Below are 16,977 nucleotides of genomic sequence, written 5' to 3'. Positions count from 1 at the left end.
CTTTCACATGGACGTTCGCCACTACGCTTTTCTCGCTCGCCAACCTTCTGCCGCCGTGAAAACCCGCGAGCACTTCCTGGGCATGCCCAAGCGCGGACTGGCGTTCCTGTTGGCCAACGTCATGTTTTGGCAACCGATGTGGGCGCAGGCCGATGGCATCGTCGTGGCTACACCGGGCACCAGCCTCGGTCAGGCGGGCAATGGCGTGCCGATCGTCCAGATCGCCACGCCCAACGGCACGGGCCTGTCGCATAACCAGTTCCACGATTACAACGTCGGCACCCAAGGCGTCATCCTCAACAACGTCGCCGCGCAGACCGGCGCGACGCAACTGGGCGGGATCATTGTCGGCAACCCGAACCTGACCAACGGGATCGCGGCGCAAACCATCCTCAACGAAGTGGTCGGCGGCAGCCCCAGCCAGTTGCGCGGCTACACCGAAGTGGCGGGGCAGTCGGCGCGGGTCATCGTCGCCAACCCGTACGGCATCAGCTGCAACGGTTGCGGTTTCATCAACACGCCACGCGTGACGTTGACCACCGGCAAACCGGTGCTCGACAACGGTCGACTGGATCGCTTTCAGGTCGATCAGGGCAGCGTCACGATTGATGGCGTCGGGCTCAATGCCAACAACGTCGACAGCTTCGAAATCATCACCCGCAGCGCGAAGATCAACGCCGAGATTCAGGCGAAAAACCTGACCATCGTCGCCGGTCGCAACGACGTCAATGCCGACAACCTCAACGCCACCGCCCGCGCCGATGACGGCAGCGCCAAGCCGCAACTGGCCATCGACTCATCGGCCTTGGGCGGGATGTACGCCGGGGCGATCAAACTGGTCGGCACCGAGGCCGGGGTCGGGGTGAAACTCGATGGCAACCTCGCGGCCAGTGGTGGCGATATCCAGCTCGACGCCAATGGCCATCTCAGCCTGGCGCAGACTTCTGCTGCCGGTGCGGTGAATGTCAAAGCCGCCAGCCTTGATGCCCAAGGCCCGGTTTATGCCGGCACCTCCGTCAACGTACAAACCCAAGGCAACCTGACAAACCAGCAAACCCTTGCGGCGCGAGACAGCATCGTTCTGAGTGCCGGTGGTGTGCTGACCAACAACAGCATCATCGAAGCCGGGGTCAATGCTGACACCAGCCGTAACGCCACGGGCGATGTGAGCCTGAGCGCGCAGAATCTCAACAACAGCGGCAAAAGCGTGGTTGCCAGTCGCAATCTCACCGCGAATACCGCGCAGACCCTGACTAACCAGGGCGGTACGCTGAGCGCCGGGCAAACCGCCAACATCACCGCCGGGACCCTGGATAACCAGAACAAAGGTCGGGTGTCGAGTAACGGCAGTCTCAATCTCGCGGCCAATCAGGTCCTCAATGGCAATGGTCTGATTACCAGTACCGGTAATCTCAACGCCACCCTTGGTTATCTGAACAATCGCGCTGGCGAACTCTCGAGCCTGGCCGCCGCGACGTTGCGCATGGCGACTCTGGATAACGTGGCAGGGCTGGTGAACGCCGGTCAGGCCTTGAGCATCACCGCCACGGCGACGGTGAATAATCAGGGCGGCAAACTCACCAGCCTCGACGCCCTGAGCCTCAATGCCGGCAAGGTCGATAACAGCAGCGGGGGCCGGATTGCCAGCAACAAAGCGCTGACCGCCAGTGTCGTCAGTCTCGATCAGCATGATGGTGGGCAGCTCACCAGCGCTACGTCGTTGGCGCTGGATCTGAATCACGGCGAGCTGAACAACCAGAACGGTTTGATTAACGCCCCGTTGCTGGTGCTAAAAAACCTCGCGCAAGTGGACAACCGCAACGGCGAAATATCCAGTGCCCAAGCGTTCACGCTGGCGGCCGACAGCCTCGACAACAGCAACGGCAAACTGCTCGGCAACCAGGCCGTGACCCTGCGCGTGCAGCAGTCCCTGACCAACGTCAAAGGCGTGGTCGCGGCGCAAAGCGTCGATGTACAGGCCGGAAGCCTGAACAACAACGAGGGCACCCTTACCAGCCGCACCAACCTCGATCTTCGGGTTACCGGCCAGCTCGATAACCAGGACAAGGGGCTGATCAACGCCACCCAAAACCTGAACATCAACGCGGCGAGTTTGAACAATCAGAACGGTAGCTCGTTGCTCGGCAGCGCCATTACCATCGACTTCAGCGGCGTCATGGGCGACCTGAACAACGCCAACGGCCTGATCACCACCACCGGTCAACTGAGCATCCGCAACCTGCGGGACTTGAACAACCGCAGCGGTGAACTCTCCAGCAGCCAAAGCTACACGCTGACGGGCCGCAACCTGGACAACAGCGACGGCAAACTCATCAGCCGTCAGCAACTGGACCTCACCGCCGATACCACCACTAACCTCCATGGACTGATTTCCGGTTGGCAAAGCCTGAGCCTTCTAGGCGGCAGCCTCGACAACCGTAATGAGGGCACGTTGTCGAGCCGCGACGGTGACGTGCTGGTGGACCTCACCGGCGCTGTGCGTAACAGCAACGCAGGCGCTCTGGTCAGTAACGGCACGTTGAAGGTCACGGCGGCCAGCCTCGACAACAGCGACAACGGCATTCTTTCCAGTGCCGGTGCGCAAACTTTCGTCATTGCCGGAACACTGAATAACGCCCAGGGTGGTTTGATCGACAGCGGCGCCGCTCTGGATATCCAGGCCCAAACCCTCAGCAACGCCAATGCAACCATCAATGCCCAGCAGGACATCAGCTTCACCGGTACCGATCTGAACAACAGCACCGGTACCTTCGCGGGCAAGGGCGCGATCACCCTCGATCTGCTCGGCACCCTGACCAATACCAGCGGCAAACTGGCGAGCAACGGCCCGCTGGTGATTCAGCGCGCGCAGCAGGTCGACAACCAGGGCGGCCAGCTTGCAAGCCAGGGTTTGCTGAGCCTGTTGACCGGTGGCCTCGATAACCGCAATGGCGGCACTGTCGCGGCCAGTGAATTGTTGACGATCACGGCCAGTGGCGTCGTACAGAACAGCGCCAACGGTCAGATCTTCAGCAGCAACGCCGGCCTGACACTCAACGCCGCCAGCATCGACAACGCCAAGGGCACCCTGCAAAGCCAGGGCGACCTGACGGTGAAAACCGGCGGCGCCATCGATAACCAGAGCGGGCGCATCGTTGCCAAGGGCGGCAACCTCGACATCACCGCCGCCAGCCTCGACAGCCGTGGCGGTGTGCTCTCCAGCCTGCAAGGCGCCTTCAGCAGCCATATCTCTGGCGTACTGCGCAACGGCTATGACCTGAACAATAACCGTCAGGGCGGGGTCATTCAGGCCCAGAGCCTGAACCTCAAGGCACTGGCCGGCCTCGACAACTATGGCGGGCGTATCACCGCGCAAACCGGTGACGCCATCGTCGACACCGGCACCAACGGCAACTTCGACAACCGCAATGGCGGCCTCTACGCCAAGGGTCGGGTCAGCGTCACCGGCAATAACTTCGACAACAGCGGCGACAACGACGGGCAGATCGGCGGGCAACAGATCGACCTGAGCCTGCGCGGTGCATTGAACAACCGCCTGGGCATCATCGAAAGTGAAAGCACGCTGACCATCACCGCCGCCAGCCTCGACAACCAGACCGGTCAACTTCGCGCACTGGGCGACAATGGTAAAACCGCGTTCGCCATCGGGGGCCTGTTCGACAACCGCAATGGCACCGTGGAATCCGCCAACACCAACCTGACCCTCACTGCCGGTAGTTTGCTGAACGTCAGCGGCAACGTGCTGCACGTCGGTACCGGTATTTTCGATATCGCGACGGGTCAAATCGGCAGCGCCGGCGGCACCTTCGTCACCCGTGGCAGCCTGACGCTCAACGCCGACGGCTGGACCAACAGCAGTGTGATCCAGGCCGATCGCCTGACCGTCAACGTCAACAGCCTCAATCAGACATCCGGCGGCCAGTTGTTGGCCGGCAGCCAATTGACCGGCAATGGCGGCAATTGGAACAACGATGGCTTGATCGCCAGCGATGGCAAACTCGATCTGACCCTGAGGGGCAACTACAGCGGCAATGGTCGCCTCAGCAGCCTCGGTGATCTGACGCTCAAAGCCAATCAACTGACCCTCAACGCGGCGACCAGCATCGCCGGTGGTGGCAACACCACGGTTAACATCAATGGCGAGTTGAACAACCAGGGCCGTTTGACCTCCAGCGGCGACCTGATCATCAGCGCCGCCAACCTTAACAACTACGGCACGATCGGTTCCGGTAAAGACCTGACCCTCACCACCGGCGCACTGCTCAACAGCCGCGGTCTGATTTCCAGCGGCGGCGATATGCGTCTGCTGCTGTCCAGCTTCACCAACGCCTATGGCCAGGTCTATGGCCTGAGCAACGTGCACATTGGCCGGGACCGCGACAGCGGCAAGGCCGACTTGCTGGACAACCGTTCCGGCGATATCTACAGCGCGCAGGACCTGACCATCAATGCCCTGACGGTAAACAACGTACGGGACATTCTGGAATACACCGCGCATGAGAAAAGTTCGGTGGTGATCACTGAGCTGGACTGCAACCTGATCCCGATTGCGGGGTGCGACTTCCGCAGCGGTTCGCGTCGTAACGGCCATTGGGAGATTGCCGAGACCGACCGCCTGAAGGTCTCTGACAGCAGCGAGGCCGCGAGTCTGACCAGCGGCGGCGACATGACGATCAACGCTCAGGTGTTGAACAACACCAGCAGCACCATTGCGTCCACAGGCAACATCACTGTCACTGCCGACACGATCAATAACACCGGCCTGCAAGAGCAGGACATCATCACCAAGCGCACATTCTGGAACTACGTCGACCAAATCTTCGCCACGGTGCCCGCGGCGGCGGCTTTCAACGATAAAAACAGTCCGACACCCTCGGCCACTGTCGAGTCGGATCTGAGCTATTTCATCAGCCTGCTGGGCGGCGGCATGCTGACCGAAAGCACCACCACGGTAGCGGGCTCCGGCAGTTCCTATGATGCGGTGATCCAGGCCGGCGGCAACATTTCACTCAACGCGACGCAAACCATCGACAACAGTGTGGTGCGTCCTTATTACAGCTACGTCGCCGGTGGAAAGACCAACACTGACACGGGGGCCGGCAACGGCTACTCCACGCCGGTAACTATCAACGCGCAACTGTCGCCGGATCTGGCCCAGCAACAAGTCAACCCGCTCACGCTTCCCGGCTTCAACCTGCCCACCAGCCAGAACGGTCTGTTCCGTCTGAGCCAGGAAGGCAGCAGCGCCCCGACCTCGACCGGCCCGCAGAGCTGGACGCTTAGCGGCGGTAAAGTCACCGCCGGTGCATCGTCTACGCCGGTCACCCTCAACCGTGTCCAAGGTCTGCCAAGCAACGCCGGCAAATCCCAACCGCACAAATACCTGATCGAAACCAACCCGGTACTCACCGACCTCAAGCAATTCATGAGTTCGGACTACCTGCTGTCCGGCCTGGGCTACAACCCCGACCAGAGCGCCAAGCGCCTGGGCGACGGCCTCTACGAGCAGAAACTGATCCAGCAAGCCGTGGTCGCCCGCACCGGCCAGCGTTTCATCGACGGCCAGACCTCGGACGAGGCGGTTTTCAAGTACCTGATGAACAACGCCATCGCCAGCAAGAGCCAACTCAACCTGAGCCTCGGCGTAACCCTCACGTCACAGCAAGTCGCGGCCCTGACCCACGACATCGTCTGGCTCGAAGAACACGAAGTGAACGGCGAAAAAGTCCTGGTGCCGGTGCTGTACCTGGCCAACGCCAACAACCGCCTCGCCGCCAACGGCGCGTTGATCCAGGGCAGCGACGTGACCCTGATCGCCGGCAAGAACCTGAACAACGCCGGCACTCTGCGCGCCAGCCAGAACCTGGAGGCGACGGCCAAGAATGATCTGGTGAGCAGCGGGTTGGTGGAGGCCGGGGAACGGTTGAACTTGCTCGCCACCAATAACCTGACCAACAAGGCGGGGGGCATCATTGCCGGGCGAGACGTGACGCTCAAGGCCACGAACGGCGACGTCGTCAACGAACGCACGGTGACCTCCCACGACAGCAGCGTCGGCGACTACAGCCACGCGCGCGACTTCGTGGACAGCGCCGCCCGCATCGAGGCCGCCAACAAACTGGTGATCAACGCCGGGCGCGACGTCCTCAACACCGGCGGTGTGTTGAAAAGCGGTGGCGACATGACCATCGATGCCAAGCGCGATGTCAGCATCACCGCCGTAGAAGAGCGCCACTCCGACAGCCGTACCGACTTCCTCGACTCAACCCTCACCCAGCACGGCGCCAGCGTCAGCGCGGGCGGTGGCCTGACGGTCAATTCCGGCGGCGACGTGACCGTGGTGGCGAGCAAGCTCGACGCCAAAGGCGACGTGACGATGGACGCCAAGGGCGACCTGCTGTTCGCCACCGCCGCCGACGAACAACACAGCTACTTCAAGGACAAAAAGGAAACCCGCCAGGAAGACCACGTCAGCCAGATCGGCACCTCACTGGATGCGGGCGGCAAACTGACCCTCAAGTCCGGCAAGGACATGACGCTGGTTGCCAGCGACATCAGCGCCGGCAAAGAAGCCTACCTGCATGCCGACGGCGACCTGCAACTGCTGGCTGCACAGGACCGCGACTACACACTGTACGACATGAAAAAAAGCGGCAGCTGGGGCAGTAAAAAGACCCAGCACGATGAAGTGACGCAGATCACCCACATCGGTACGCAGATCAAGTCCGGTGGTGACCTGACGCTGTCCAGTGGTGGGGATCAGCGGTATCAGGTGGCGAAGCTCAATAGTGATCAGGACATCATTCTCGACAGTGGTGGAAACATCACGTTTGAAGGTGTGAAGGACCTTCACGACGAGAGCCATACCAAGAGCGATGGCGACGCCTTCTGGACCTCATCGAAAGGCAAGGGCAATACCGACGAGACACTGCGCCAGACCCAGATGATTGCCAAAGGCAACATCACGATCAAGGCGGTGGAAGGTCTGCGAATCGACCTCAAAGAGGTGAATCAGCAAAGCGTCAGTCAGACCATTGATGCAATGGTCCAGGCCGATCCGCAACTGGCCTGGCTGAAGCAAGCTGAAGCACGGGGCGATGTTGATTGGAAGCTGGTCAAGGAAATCCACGAGTCGTTCAAGTATGAAACCTCGGGGCTTGGGCCGGCTTCTCAGATGATCATTGCGATTGTCATGGCCGCTATTGTCGGCCCCGCCGCGCTGAGTGCTTTTGCCAGCATGGGGACCATCGGAGCCGCAGGCCTTGCCGCGGTGGCTACGGGTGCTGCGACGAATGCGACGACCAGTTTTATTAACAATGGTGGGAATCTTGGGGCGGTATTCAAGGATGTGACGTCCTCGGATGCGCTTAAAGGCTATGTGATATCAGGTGTGACGGCCGGATTAACGGCTGGTGTCTTTGACGGCATTTTGAAAACAACGACTAACCCGGTAACAGGGAAAGTAGTCACTGACCTCAGCAGCCTGGAGGGGATTGGTCGGTTTGCCGGTAATCAGATATTACAAGGCGAAACATCAGCGCTACTGAGTAAGGCTCTTGGGCAAGGTGGGAGTGCTAGTGACGCGCTGAAAACGGCGCTATTCAACACTTTGGCGGCAGCTAGCTTCAATGCGGTGGGTGACTACACGAAAGGTGTCTTTGACGACGGCTCTGTGCAAAAAATCGCCATACACGCAATGGTGGGCGGGTTGCTGGCTGAAGTGACCGGCGGGGACTTCAAGACTGGAGCCCTAGCGGCGGGGGCGAATGAAGCTCTAGTCGGTGTGCTGGATAATCTGGTCAAGGGTAATGACAACCTGCTGACGATGAGTTCTCAGATCGTTGGAGTCTTGGCCGCCACGGCGCAGAAAGACGTCGATGCGAGCACGCTGGAGAAGGCTGCATGGATTGCAAAGAATGCTTCGCAATACAACAGACAGTTGCATAGGGAAGATCACGAACTCGCCGAACAATTGGCTGCGCGCAGTGGTGGAAAGTACACCGTTGAACAGATCGAAGAACAGCTGAGGCTTTCTGGTGTTAGTGGTACTGACATTCAACCAGGCTCCGACATGGTTGCCACCAAGGATGGCATCTACGACCCTTCGGCAAAATGGGGGGACCTGGGTAACGGCCAATACGTCCAGCAGTTAGCAAAGCTCGACCTGGATCTCGTAGCCTATATCCGAGCGTCGACCAGCAACTACACTTGGGCGGCTTTCCCCGTTGCTCCTGATCATGACTGGAGCAAAACACCGAATGTCAGTGACGAGATTCGTGATCGTCTCTCGGGCCGGGTGCTTGATGCTCAAGGTGGTTTCCGCTCGCCTGTTCTGATCGATGGAGAGGCGTTCAACCCACACTTCCTGCCTTGTGGTGACGCTTCGTGTGTTGCAAACGGTGCCGGCATTGACCTGAAGGATCCAGAAACTCAGCGCTGGATCAGTGCGGGGAACGCGAAGGCGGCAAAAGATGCCCTGGCAGTCGGGTCGCTCGTGCCTTTGCCAATGGCGTGGGTTGGTAAGGTTCTGGGATCTGTTTTTGGAAAAGGGGTTGCGAGCGAGGCGATAGGTGGGGGAAGCTCGGCTGTAGCGAAAGGCTTGGGAGAAGTAGGGGGTGCAAAAGACGTTGTAAATGCCGTGGAGGGTGTTCCTGGTCGTGTACAGTCTCGTATAAACGTTGCTAACGGTCGTGCAGAAACCACGCCTCTGCGGGACAATGGCAATCCAGTATCTGCGGGGTTCGACCATGTTCTTGATGGCCATTTCGGTAGAGAAATCTCCAACTCGCGTTCAGTATTTACGATTGCTCCAAATGAACTGAAAGGGATTTTGCAGAGCAGTGATGTCGTGAAGTCTCCGGTTTTGGCACTGCCAGATGGTCAGTTTGTAAGAACAGTTGATGTGGGGCGAGTGATTGGCACTACTACGCTGAAGGATGGAGGAGCCCCCACTTCTGTGATAAAAGTGTTTACCGACAAAGCCGGTAACCTGATCACAACCTTTCCGGTTAAGGCGGGCAATTGATGCGATCTCTCTCTCCGAAAGTCTGGCACGAGCTGCAATCAGCTGTTACGCGCATGAGTGATAAGTCCTCACTGAGGAATATTCTTGACGTAATCCTTTTGTGGTTACGGCGCAATTATGAATGCTTTTCTGTTGAGCCGTTCTCGATCTATAATTTTTATGAACTTTCCCATATAGATGAGAAGTTGATGCCTGTAGAGTTTTCTACTTTTAAACTTAGCGAATTAGCTCACCTTAAAAAAGTAATTTTACGCTACAAGTCCAAAGACGTAGAAGCTATCGCGCGCTTTTTGCGCGATACAATAGAAGAGTTGGTTACTATTGAGATTGATGAACAATGTCCTAGGTGTGAGTCTCATGGTATGCGCATTTTTGTAGGAAAACAGAACGGATTATTGGCTTTTCAGTGTAATGTCTGTGGTCACGCCCATTACTCAGACGGATCTAAAGTCGAGGTAGGTGGATTGGACTTTGTACGCGAGGTTAGGTTGCGAGAGCTTGGCCTGATTTAAGGAAAAACGGGGACAGACCACGTTTATCCTGAGAATGGCGGAGAATGGGGGCAGACTACATTTTTCTGTGTCGCACTTTAGCGATCTGAAATAGTGTGAAATAGATAGGGAGATTGTTTTTCATAGAATTGACTAAACTATTGGCATCATTAATTGTGAACGGATTCACCATATGCCACGCAGAGCACGTCTCTTGATGCCAGGTGTCCCCTTGCATCTGATTCAACGAGGAAATAATAGATCAGTTTGCTTTTTTTCAGAGGATGATTACCTTTTTTATTTAGAGCTGCTTGCTGAACAGGCCAACAAAAATTCGTGTGAAATTCACGCATGGTGTCTTATGACTAATCATGTCCATTTGTTGATTAGCCCTCATGAGCACAGTAGTACCAGTTTGCTTATGAAAGGAATAGGGCAACGATATGTGCAATACATAAATCGTACATATGGACGTAGTGGGACTTTATGGGAAGGACGCTTCCGTTCGTGCCTTGTTCAAAGTGATAGTTATGTATTGGCCTGTTATCGCTACATTGAGATGAATCCTGTCAGAGCCAAAATGGTGACGTATCCTGCGGAATATCGTTGGTCGAGTTATCGTGCTAACGCACAATCAGAGTTTTCGCATCTCATTACCCCGCATGCTCAGTACCTATCGCTTGGGGATACAGATGTATCGACTGCTGAAGTCTATCGCGAGCTTTTTAGAAGCGAGTTGGAGATAGGATTGGTTGACCAGATTCGGGCTGCCACCAATGGCAACTATGTACTTGGTGGTTCGCGATTTGTAGCCGAAATTGAAGCTATGATTGGGCGACGAGCTCGGCGGGGATGCCCGGACAGACCGAAAAAGCACTAGATTTTTTAGATGGAAAACGTGGTCTGTCCCCGTTTATACGATTTCGGTGACGGAAACTCACAAAATCGCGGTCCACATTTTAACGATCAGCCAGGAAATAATCATGACTACTAGCGTTCGGGTTGTACGAGTGACTGATGTTTTTTCGGATAATGAAGTAATTAATGTTCATGGTGTGATACCGGATTTTGATATTGGTGTTTCAGCACGAAGTTGGTCGCTTGAGAGTCCTTCGTTGGAGTCGATGCTGAGGCTATTTAGGGATATATATATATATTGGTGGGTGCTGGGTTTTCTGGTTGGGAGGGGTGGTTGATTGTTAGAAACTCTGCTTGGCAACCGAATACCAAAGTTGTATGGCATAGAAGGTTGTGGGCTGCTTTGAAGTTTCGTGGTTTTGATGTTGTGGGTGGAAGTGACTTTCAAGAGAGCTCAATTGAGAGTGTATTAGGGGTTAAGTTTTCAGGAGCAGTACGTATCTCGAATGTTTCTGTTGAGTCTGTTGTTAAAATTCTACTGAGCGAGCAGTGCTCCTACATTGTTTTTTTGCCGGAAGCAAATATAGCTAAAGATATAATTAATGCAGAGTGGTCTGGTGATATCAGTAAAGATATTAAGTTGATCTGCTCTATTAGCGCGGTTAAGGGGATGCTTTTGGATTTGGTGGGTGAGTTTGATGATTGTGAAAAAGGGTATTCGATATTTGGTTCTCCGGATATGATAAGTCGACTTTCGTGAAAAGGAATAGAAAGGAGTAAGCGGGGGCAGACCACGTTTTTTTTGGGGCAGGGCGCTTTCGATTTGAACGTGGTCTGTCCCTGTATCCCTGTATCCCTGTATCCCTGTATCCCTGTGTCCCCACTAGATCGGTAAATTTGACGATGCTGTGAATAAATAAGGTGATAAGCGAGCTCCGATAAAAGCGGAGTTGGAATGGTTTAATAGTATTAAGTGGGACTGATGAGATGATTGACTCAAAAACGGGCGAGCGAATTTTGGTTCAATTGGATGAGGTTTATGGTCCTTATATTCGCGTGTCAACATTTCAAGATGGTGGCGCGCTGGAAGAGATTTTTGATGAGGTTTATTATGTGCTTTATTGGAAGGGGGCTCCTGAAGATCTAAAAGATTTTGGCGGTAATGAATATTACTTTGGGGGTGCCGCTGATCCGGTAAAGTTACAAGTTATTCTGGATGCCATTGAGTTTCACTGATGGTGATGGGAAAAGAGGGAAGGGGACAGGAAAGGGGGCGAATTTATTTGTTTGGTTTGTCCGTTGGTCAGAAATTAAATCTGTCCAATTTTTTAGGGGAGTAAATGTTAGTTATTTGGCATAGAGGAAACTTGTAAGGGTTGGAGTCTTCAAGAAAGCGGGGACAGACCACATTTATCGAGGGGCTGGATAATGCTCCTTCAATTTAATCGTGGTCTGTCCCCGTTTTCCCCTCGTCGACTGTTGATAGCGTAAATCAGTCGACTCATATTGGTGAGTACTACAAAATCACTTATGGAGATGGGAGTAAGATTAAAGTGGTTGATCCTGCGGCGTATAGGCCGAAATTTTATGAGGGTAAGCCTATTTATGATGTAAATACAGTTTGCTTGAATCCACAGGGTCAAAAGGTAATGTTTAACCCTGCTAGCAATACGTGGGTGCCAAAATGACCCTGTCTAAAGAGTTTTCAATATCGTGGGTGGCACCAATTGTGCCATCTGTGTCACTTGCAGGAATACCGTTGCATGTCGATGCGGATGTATTGAAGTGCGTGTTGTTAGGGTATTTGGTTGATGAGAGTAACTCTCTATACCAATTCGATGGCTCTCCAGTGCTTCGTTTAAAGTTTTATAGTTTGGACGAAAGCGGAAGTGGTGGCTATTCTTTTGCTCTGGCGGATGTAAGTGTTGTTAATGATTTAAATAAATTTATCCCTGCTTTATCAGTTGTGATTAAAAGTGGTGAGGTGTGCGCTGTTAAAGTTTATGATTTTAGCTTTTCTGGTGAGCAGGCTCAAAGTTTAATTTATAAGGGTGCCTTGCCGGAAAGTATTGGTTTGGGTGGTTTGGTTTCGGATTTATTGCCATTTACAACTTTGGAGTTTGACGAGGCTGAAGAGTGGTTTTATACCGACGAAAACTATGGTGGGCTTGAAGTTGCCGGCTGGGGAGTTTCTCTGGAAGATCATCCCAATCAAGTTATTACTGCTTTATGTGTGATATAGGAAAAAAGGAAAAACGGGAAAAACGGGGACAGACCACGTTTATCGAGGGTGGGATACTGCTCCTTCAATTTATTTGTGGTCTGTCCCCGATTTCGCCCAGTGGTTGTTCGGCTTTTTGACAAAAGCGGAGGCTCTGACTTCTCTCACTTTGTGGTGGTGGATGGAGTTACAACTAAAACGGTATTCTTGTTGTTGCTATTCGTGATCCTCATGGTACGCAGTATTTCAGTCCTGTTACTACCTTTGAGAGAAATTTCTCGGGTGAGGTTGTTGTTCCTCGGAGTGCTTTGGGATGAAATTAAATATTAATTTTCCTGATAACTTGATTACTGATGAATTGCTCAGGCAAGAGCGAATTCCTTGTTTGTGCAAGATATCAAAAGAGTTTGAAATTTCTTTTTCGGACACTATCCCGGAATCGTCTGGGATAGTGTCCGAGTGGGATCGTAAAGAATTGGAGTTAAGGGCTGTTGCGAGTGCAGGAGGTAAATACACGCACTATGCTTTTGGCCTGATCACCTTGAAAGAAATTGGGTTGGGTGTTTACAAAATTATTGATCTTGAGATGTTTTATAGGAATTTTGGTTGGTGCGTTATTTTGAAAGGTGGTGAATATGCTCCACCAGGTAATTTCTGGGACGAAGAGTGATAGCTGTTAGCCTCTACTGGTTAGTTGGTACAAAGAGTCCGATCCTATAGTAAAATTTGACAGTGTCCCGTCCTGAATAAGGTTTACACCTTCTGATCAATTTTCAGGCGAAAGCGGGGACAGACCACATTTATCGAGGGGCTGGATAATGCTCCTTCAATTTAATCGTGGTCTGTCCCCGTTTTCCCCAATGATGTAGGGACGCTTTATTCTCCTAAGGTGACGCTAAATTCAACAGAGATAATATTTAATGATTTTTCCGTTGGGACGTCGAAAGGTTTTATTGGTGTCGGTGCAGATGGGGCCGCCGAATTGGTGGGACCTTTGAAAAAACTGGTAGAGTACTCACAGGCGCAAGGAGCAAAAACAGTAACGTTTAAAGGTTATTATGCTACCGAAGAGGGAGCGTCCCTAGGTGGTGGCAAGGTCGGCGAGAAGTTCTCCCTCAGTTTTCCAGCTACGAATGACGAGCTTAAAGAGTTTCTTAGAGGCTTAAGGAAATGAGCATTAGTTCTTCAGTAAAAAAACGAATTGTAAGCTTGGTGTCTTGCGGTTTTGGGGGGGATTATGATGCAGTGGAGTCTGTTGGCAGTTATTTGTACTCAGTCAAGCTTCCGGAAGGTGTGTTTTACATTTCGGAAACTGGTGTTCATTTGAAAGGTGGTAGGGGGGGTGTTGATATTTTGTTTTTGGATATTTCTGAAATAAGAAGCCACCTTTCGGCAGAGCTCTGCTCTGAGGTATCTAATAAGCGAGATGTAGAGTTTTTTGTTCCTTTGGAGATTTTTAGTCAGAGGTTTGTAATGGCGTTGCATGTGCCTTTTTTGGCGTACTCTAGACTTTTAAATGTATTGACGGAGTTAAGGTCGGCGAATTTAACGAAAGCGGGGACAGACCACATTTATCGAGGGGGTGGATAATGCTCCTTCAATTTAATCGTGGTCTGTCCCCGTTTTCCCCGTTTTCCCTTCAGGTAGCTACAACGGTGTGGCGGGTAGGTTTGAATGGATTGTAGATCCGAAGTTGGGCGGTGTAACACACAGAATGTTTGTGCCAAATGGAACTGTTAACGGTATACCGGTGAAACCATGATTCAAGCAGTCTTTGAACGAATTTCCAAACATGGCTTGACTGACTGGGCCGTGGTGCTTCGGGGCGTCTGCGGTATTCCGAGCCTTTTGGGGCGCTTGCCAGCGTTTTGTGTGGAAAATTTTGCAAACGCTGAACTTGAAAAAATGGCTGGGAATAATCCCTTGCTCGATGTGATTGTTAGCTTGGCTAACGATAGTGACCTGCCTGTATCTGAGCTATGCTCGTAAGAAAGCGGGGGCAGACCACATTTATCGAGGGGCTGGATAATGCTCCTTCAATTTAATCGTGGTCTGTCCCCGTTTTCGATGTTTGATGAAAGGCGGGGAATTTAGAGTGATAGGGGCTGCGAAGTGACAATTACAATGAATCTTGAGATTGAAGTTGGAATTTCCTTTGAAGAAATTGCTTCAGTGCTCTCAGTGATGGGGGCTGAGCACGCAATTGAAAGTGGTTATCTAACAGGTAACTTTAAATATTCAGGTGTTTATTTTGTATTTCGTTGCTTTAGTACTCCTGAGGACGTTGCTGCTGAAGGGGTCAATGTTGATTGGAAAGCAGGTATGAGTGGAGCGTTTCATTGTCCTATAAAATATTTGCTGGAGAGTTCTGAGGATATTAAGTCTTTCCTTACGAAGCTGTCGATAGAGACGGATTTTAAATTTGTTCTTTCTTTTCAGTACGAAAGCTTGTATGTGATTCGTGATGAGCTTGGTATTAGTTTTCTGAAAAGCATGGTTGATTAGTTGGTGCAAAAAAACGAAAGCGGGGACAGACCACATTTATCGAGGGGCTGGATAATGCTCCTTCAATTTAATCGTGGTCTGTCCCCGTTTTCCCATTGACGTTGATGCCGGCCTTCATAAGGAAATTATGGATAGAGTGATACCTCAGAAGCCGGTTCCTGGCATTCCAAGAGATCCTGACGCACCAAAAAGAGTAGATCCGGGTCAGCCAGGTTACTCGTTGGAGTTACCTAAGGTTTGGGAATCGCTGCTCGAAAAAAACTCGAGTAACGCGCGCGTTTATACCCAAGATGAATTTCTCAAGGAGTTCGGGAAATGACATTGAATCAATCGGTTTTTGATGATCTCTGGAATGGCGAAAAAAGTGTCTGCTTTTTTGTTCATTCGGGGAGATGCTTTTGGGTTGTTGATGAAAAATACAATTTTTGTCTTGATGCGGAGAAAGATTATCGTGCCTACCTCGAGGGTGGAGATATTACCCAAGAGCAGTATGATCTTGCTTGTAAGGAATTTAGAGGGGGTATTCTGAGAATGACTGCGGATAATTTTCCGCAGTATTTACAGAGTTCAAATGAAAAAATCCTGTCTTCGTTTGAGCTTGAGAACTTTATTGGGGATGATGGCGATATATTTAAGAAAGTTGAGGTGTACTATTTAACGGGTGAGGCGTTAAGTATGGCTGACTTTAAGCGCGCCAATGTAATTTCTTCACGGTTTCCGAAGTTTTATATAAATTTTGATCGAAAAAAATATATGCATCTGGATTATGGGCGCGCTCATGAAGACCTTGCCTATTCAGATTGGATCTCCGAGTGTGCGGATTTTAGCTTTCTGATTCCTGATAACGAACGATACTGGGTAAAGGCAGGTAATGACTATTGGAAACTTCGGTTTTTGTAACGAAGGAAAGAAGAAGCGTAAAGGCGACACCCATTAGCCGGTCTCGAGTCAAGGCTAATGGGTGTCCCGTTTTTCAATCTGATCCCGATTGCCGGGTGTGACTTCCGCAGCGGTTCTCGCCGTAACGGTCACTGGGAAATCGCCGAGACCGACCGTCTCAAAATCCCAAAGCAGCGCCGCCGCCAGCCTGACCAGCGGAACGAAAGCGGGGACAGACCACATTTATCGAGGGGCTGGATAATGCTCCTTCAATTTAATCGTGGTCTGTCCCCGTTTTCCCAGAGTTCAAAATTCTTGAAACTGTCGCTCAGCGGCTAGGAGACAATCCGAGTGCTGTTGGGCAAATAAATCTAATATCGGAGAAGTCGGTTTGCCCTAGCTGTACTGATGTGATTAGACAGTTTCGCGATCGATACCCGAAAATTCAGTTGAACGTGTTTACAGTGGAGAATTAAACGTGAAGGCTGATCTTGATTTTTATGATGCGGTTTGTTTGGTAAAAAGACTTTATAGTGATGCTATTGAAGGGCGAAAGTTTCGGCCTGAACAGGCGTTTGCATATGTCCAAGATGAGACGGAAAGTTTGCTTCAGGATGGTTCGCCAGGAATAAATGCGGTTCTTCAAACTGCTATATATATGGAAGGAGCCCGTCGTGGGTTGGTGTTGTCAAAGGATAGCCTGTACGCTCAGGAGATGTTGGAGCTTTTAGCTGATATATATGGGAAGTGTGCTGTGCAAGAATTAATAAAAGCTGGGGTGGGTGGAGAGGATTTGGAGCGTATGAAATTAGAGATGGATTTTGTGAAAGAAAATTTTTTAAAGTGATCGAGAGAATGGGGGCAGACTACATTTTTCTGTGTCGCACTTTAGCGATCTGAAATAGTGTGAAATAGATAGGGAGATTGTTTTTCATAGAATTGACTAAGCTATTGGCATCATTAATTGTGAACGGGTT

General features: G+C 52.0%; 13 protein-coding genes. All 13 read left to right on the top strand.

The annotated features are described in order from the left end of the window. The first annotated feature begins 7 nt into the window (after window positions 1-7). A complete protein-coding gene (locus FFH90_RS18645) occupies window positions 8-9,046 on the top strand; it encodes a DUF637 domain-containing protein (protein ID WP_256663591.1) in 9,039 nt (3,012 codons plus the stop codon). Window positions 9,047-9,099: 53 nt separating this feature from the next. Continuing rightward, window positions 9,100-9,558, top strand: coding sequence for a hypothetical protein (locus FFH90_RS18640; RefSeq protein WP_225603015.1), 459 nt, complete (start codon window positions 9,100-9,102; stop codon window positions 9,556-9,558). Window positions 9,559-9,769: 211 nt separating this feature from the next. After that, complete coding sequence (locus tag FFH90_RS18635) at window positions 9,770-10,417, top strand: transposase (RefSeq protein WP_225603014.1); 648 nt, start codon at window positions 9,770-9,772, stop codon at window positions 10,415-10,417. Between the two features lie 312 nt (window positions 10,418-10,729). Continuing rightward, window positions 10,730-11,155, top strand: a complete 426-nt coding sequence (locus tag FFH90_RS18630; RefSeq protein ID WP_138867816.1) for a hypothetical protein — start codon at window positions 10,730-10,732, stop codon at window positions 11,153-11,155. 227 nt (window positions 11,156-11,382) lie between these two features. Further along, a complete protein-coding gene (locus FFH90_RS18625; RefSeq protein WP_168206144.1) occupies window positions 11,383-11,631 on the top strand; it encodes a hypothetical protein in 249 nt (82 codons plus the stop codon). A gap of 448 nt (window positions 11,632-12,079) precedes the next feature. After that, window positions 12,080-12,637, top strand: a complete 558-nt coding sequence (locus FFH90_RS18620) for a hypothetical protein (RefSeq protein WP_306108678.1) — start codon at window positions 12,080-12,082, stop codon at window positions 12,635-12,637. A 292-nt stretch (window positions 12,638-12,929) separates the two neighbouring features. Beyond that, complete coding sequence (locus FFH90_RS18615; protein WP_111455431.1) at window positions 12,930-13,286, top strand: hypothetical protein; 357 nt, start codon at window positions 12,930-12,932, stop codon at window positions 13,284-13,286. Between the two features lie 500 nt (window positions 13,287-13,786). Further along, a complete protein-coding gene (locus FFH90_RS18610; RefSeq protein WP_138867814.1) occupies window positions 13,787-14,206 on the top strand; it encodes a hypothetical protein in 420 nt (139 codons plus the stop codon). Between the two features lie 168 nt (window positions 14,207-14,374). After that, entirely contained in the window at window positions 14,375-14,605 is a 231-nt protein-coding gene (locus FFH90_RS18605) for a hypothetical protein (protein ID WP_225603013.1), read from the top strand. 135 nt (window positions 14,606-14,740) lie between these two features. Next, entirely contained in the window at window positions 14,741-15,121 is a 381-nt protein-coding gene (locus FFH90_RS18600; protein WP_138867813.1) for a hypothetical protein, read from the top strand. 315 nt (window positions 15,122-15,436) lie between these two features. Then, window positions 15,437-16,021: a hypothetical protein gene (locus tag FFH90_RS18595; RefSeq protein WP_138867812.1), complete on the top strand. Its 585-nt coding sequence runs from the start codon at window positions 15,437-15,439 to the stop codon at window positions 16,019-16,021. 290 nt (window positions 16,022-16,311) lie between these two features. Further along, entirely contained in the window at window positions 16,312-16,476 is a 165-nt protein-coding gene (locus FFH90_RS30750; RefSeq protein WP_138867983.1) for a deaminase domain-containing protein, read from the top strand. A gap of 2 nt (window positions 16,477-16,478) precedes the next feature. Beyond that, on the top strand, window positions 16,479-16,847 hold the full coding sequence (locus tag FFH90_RS18585; protein WP_105345757.1) for a hypothetical protein: 369 nt from the start codon (window positions 16,479-16,481) through the stop codon (window positions 16,845-16,847). Window positions 16,848-16,977 lie beyond the last annotated feature (130 nt).

Origin of the sequence: Pseudomonas sp. ATCC 43928, assembly GCF_005938665.2 — a bacterium.
Classification (GTDB): Bacteria; Pseudomonadota; Gammaproteobacteria; order Pseudomonadales; family Pseudomonadaceae; genus Aquipseudomonas.
Note: the sequence above shows the minus strand (reverse complement) of the source record. Positions and strands in the feature narration are given on the sequence as shown.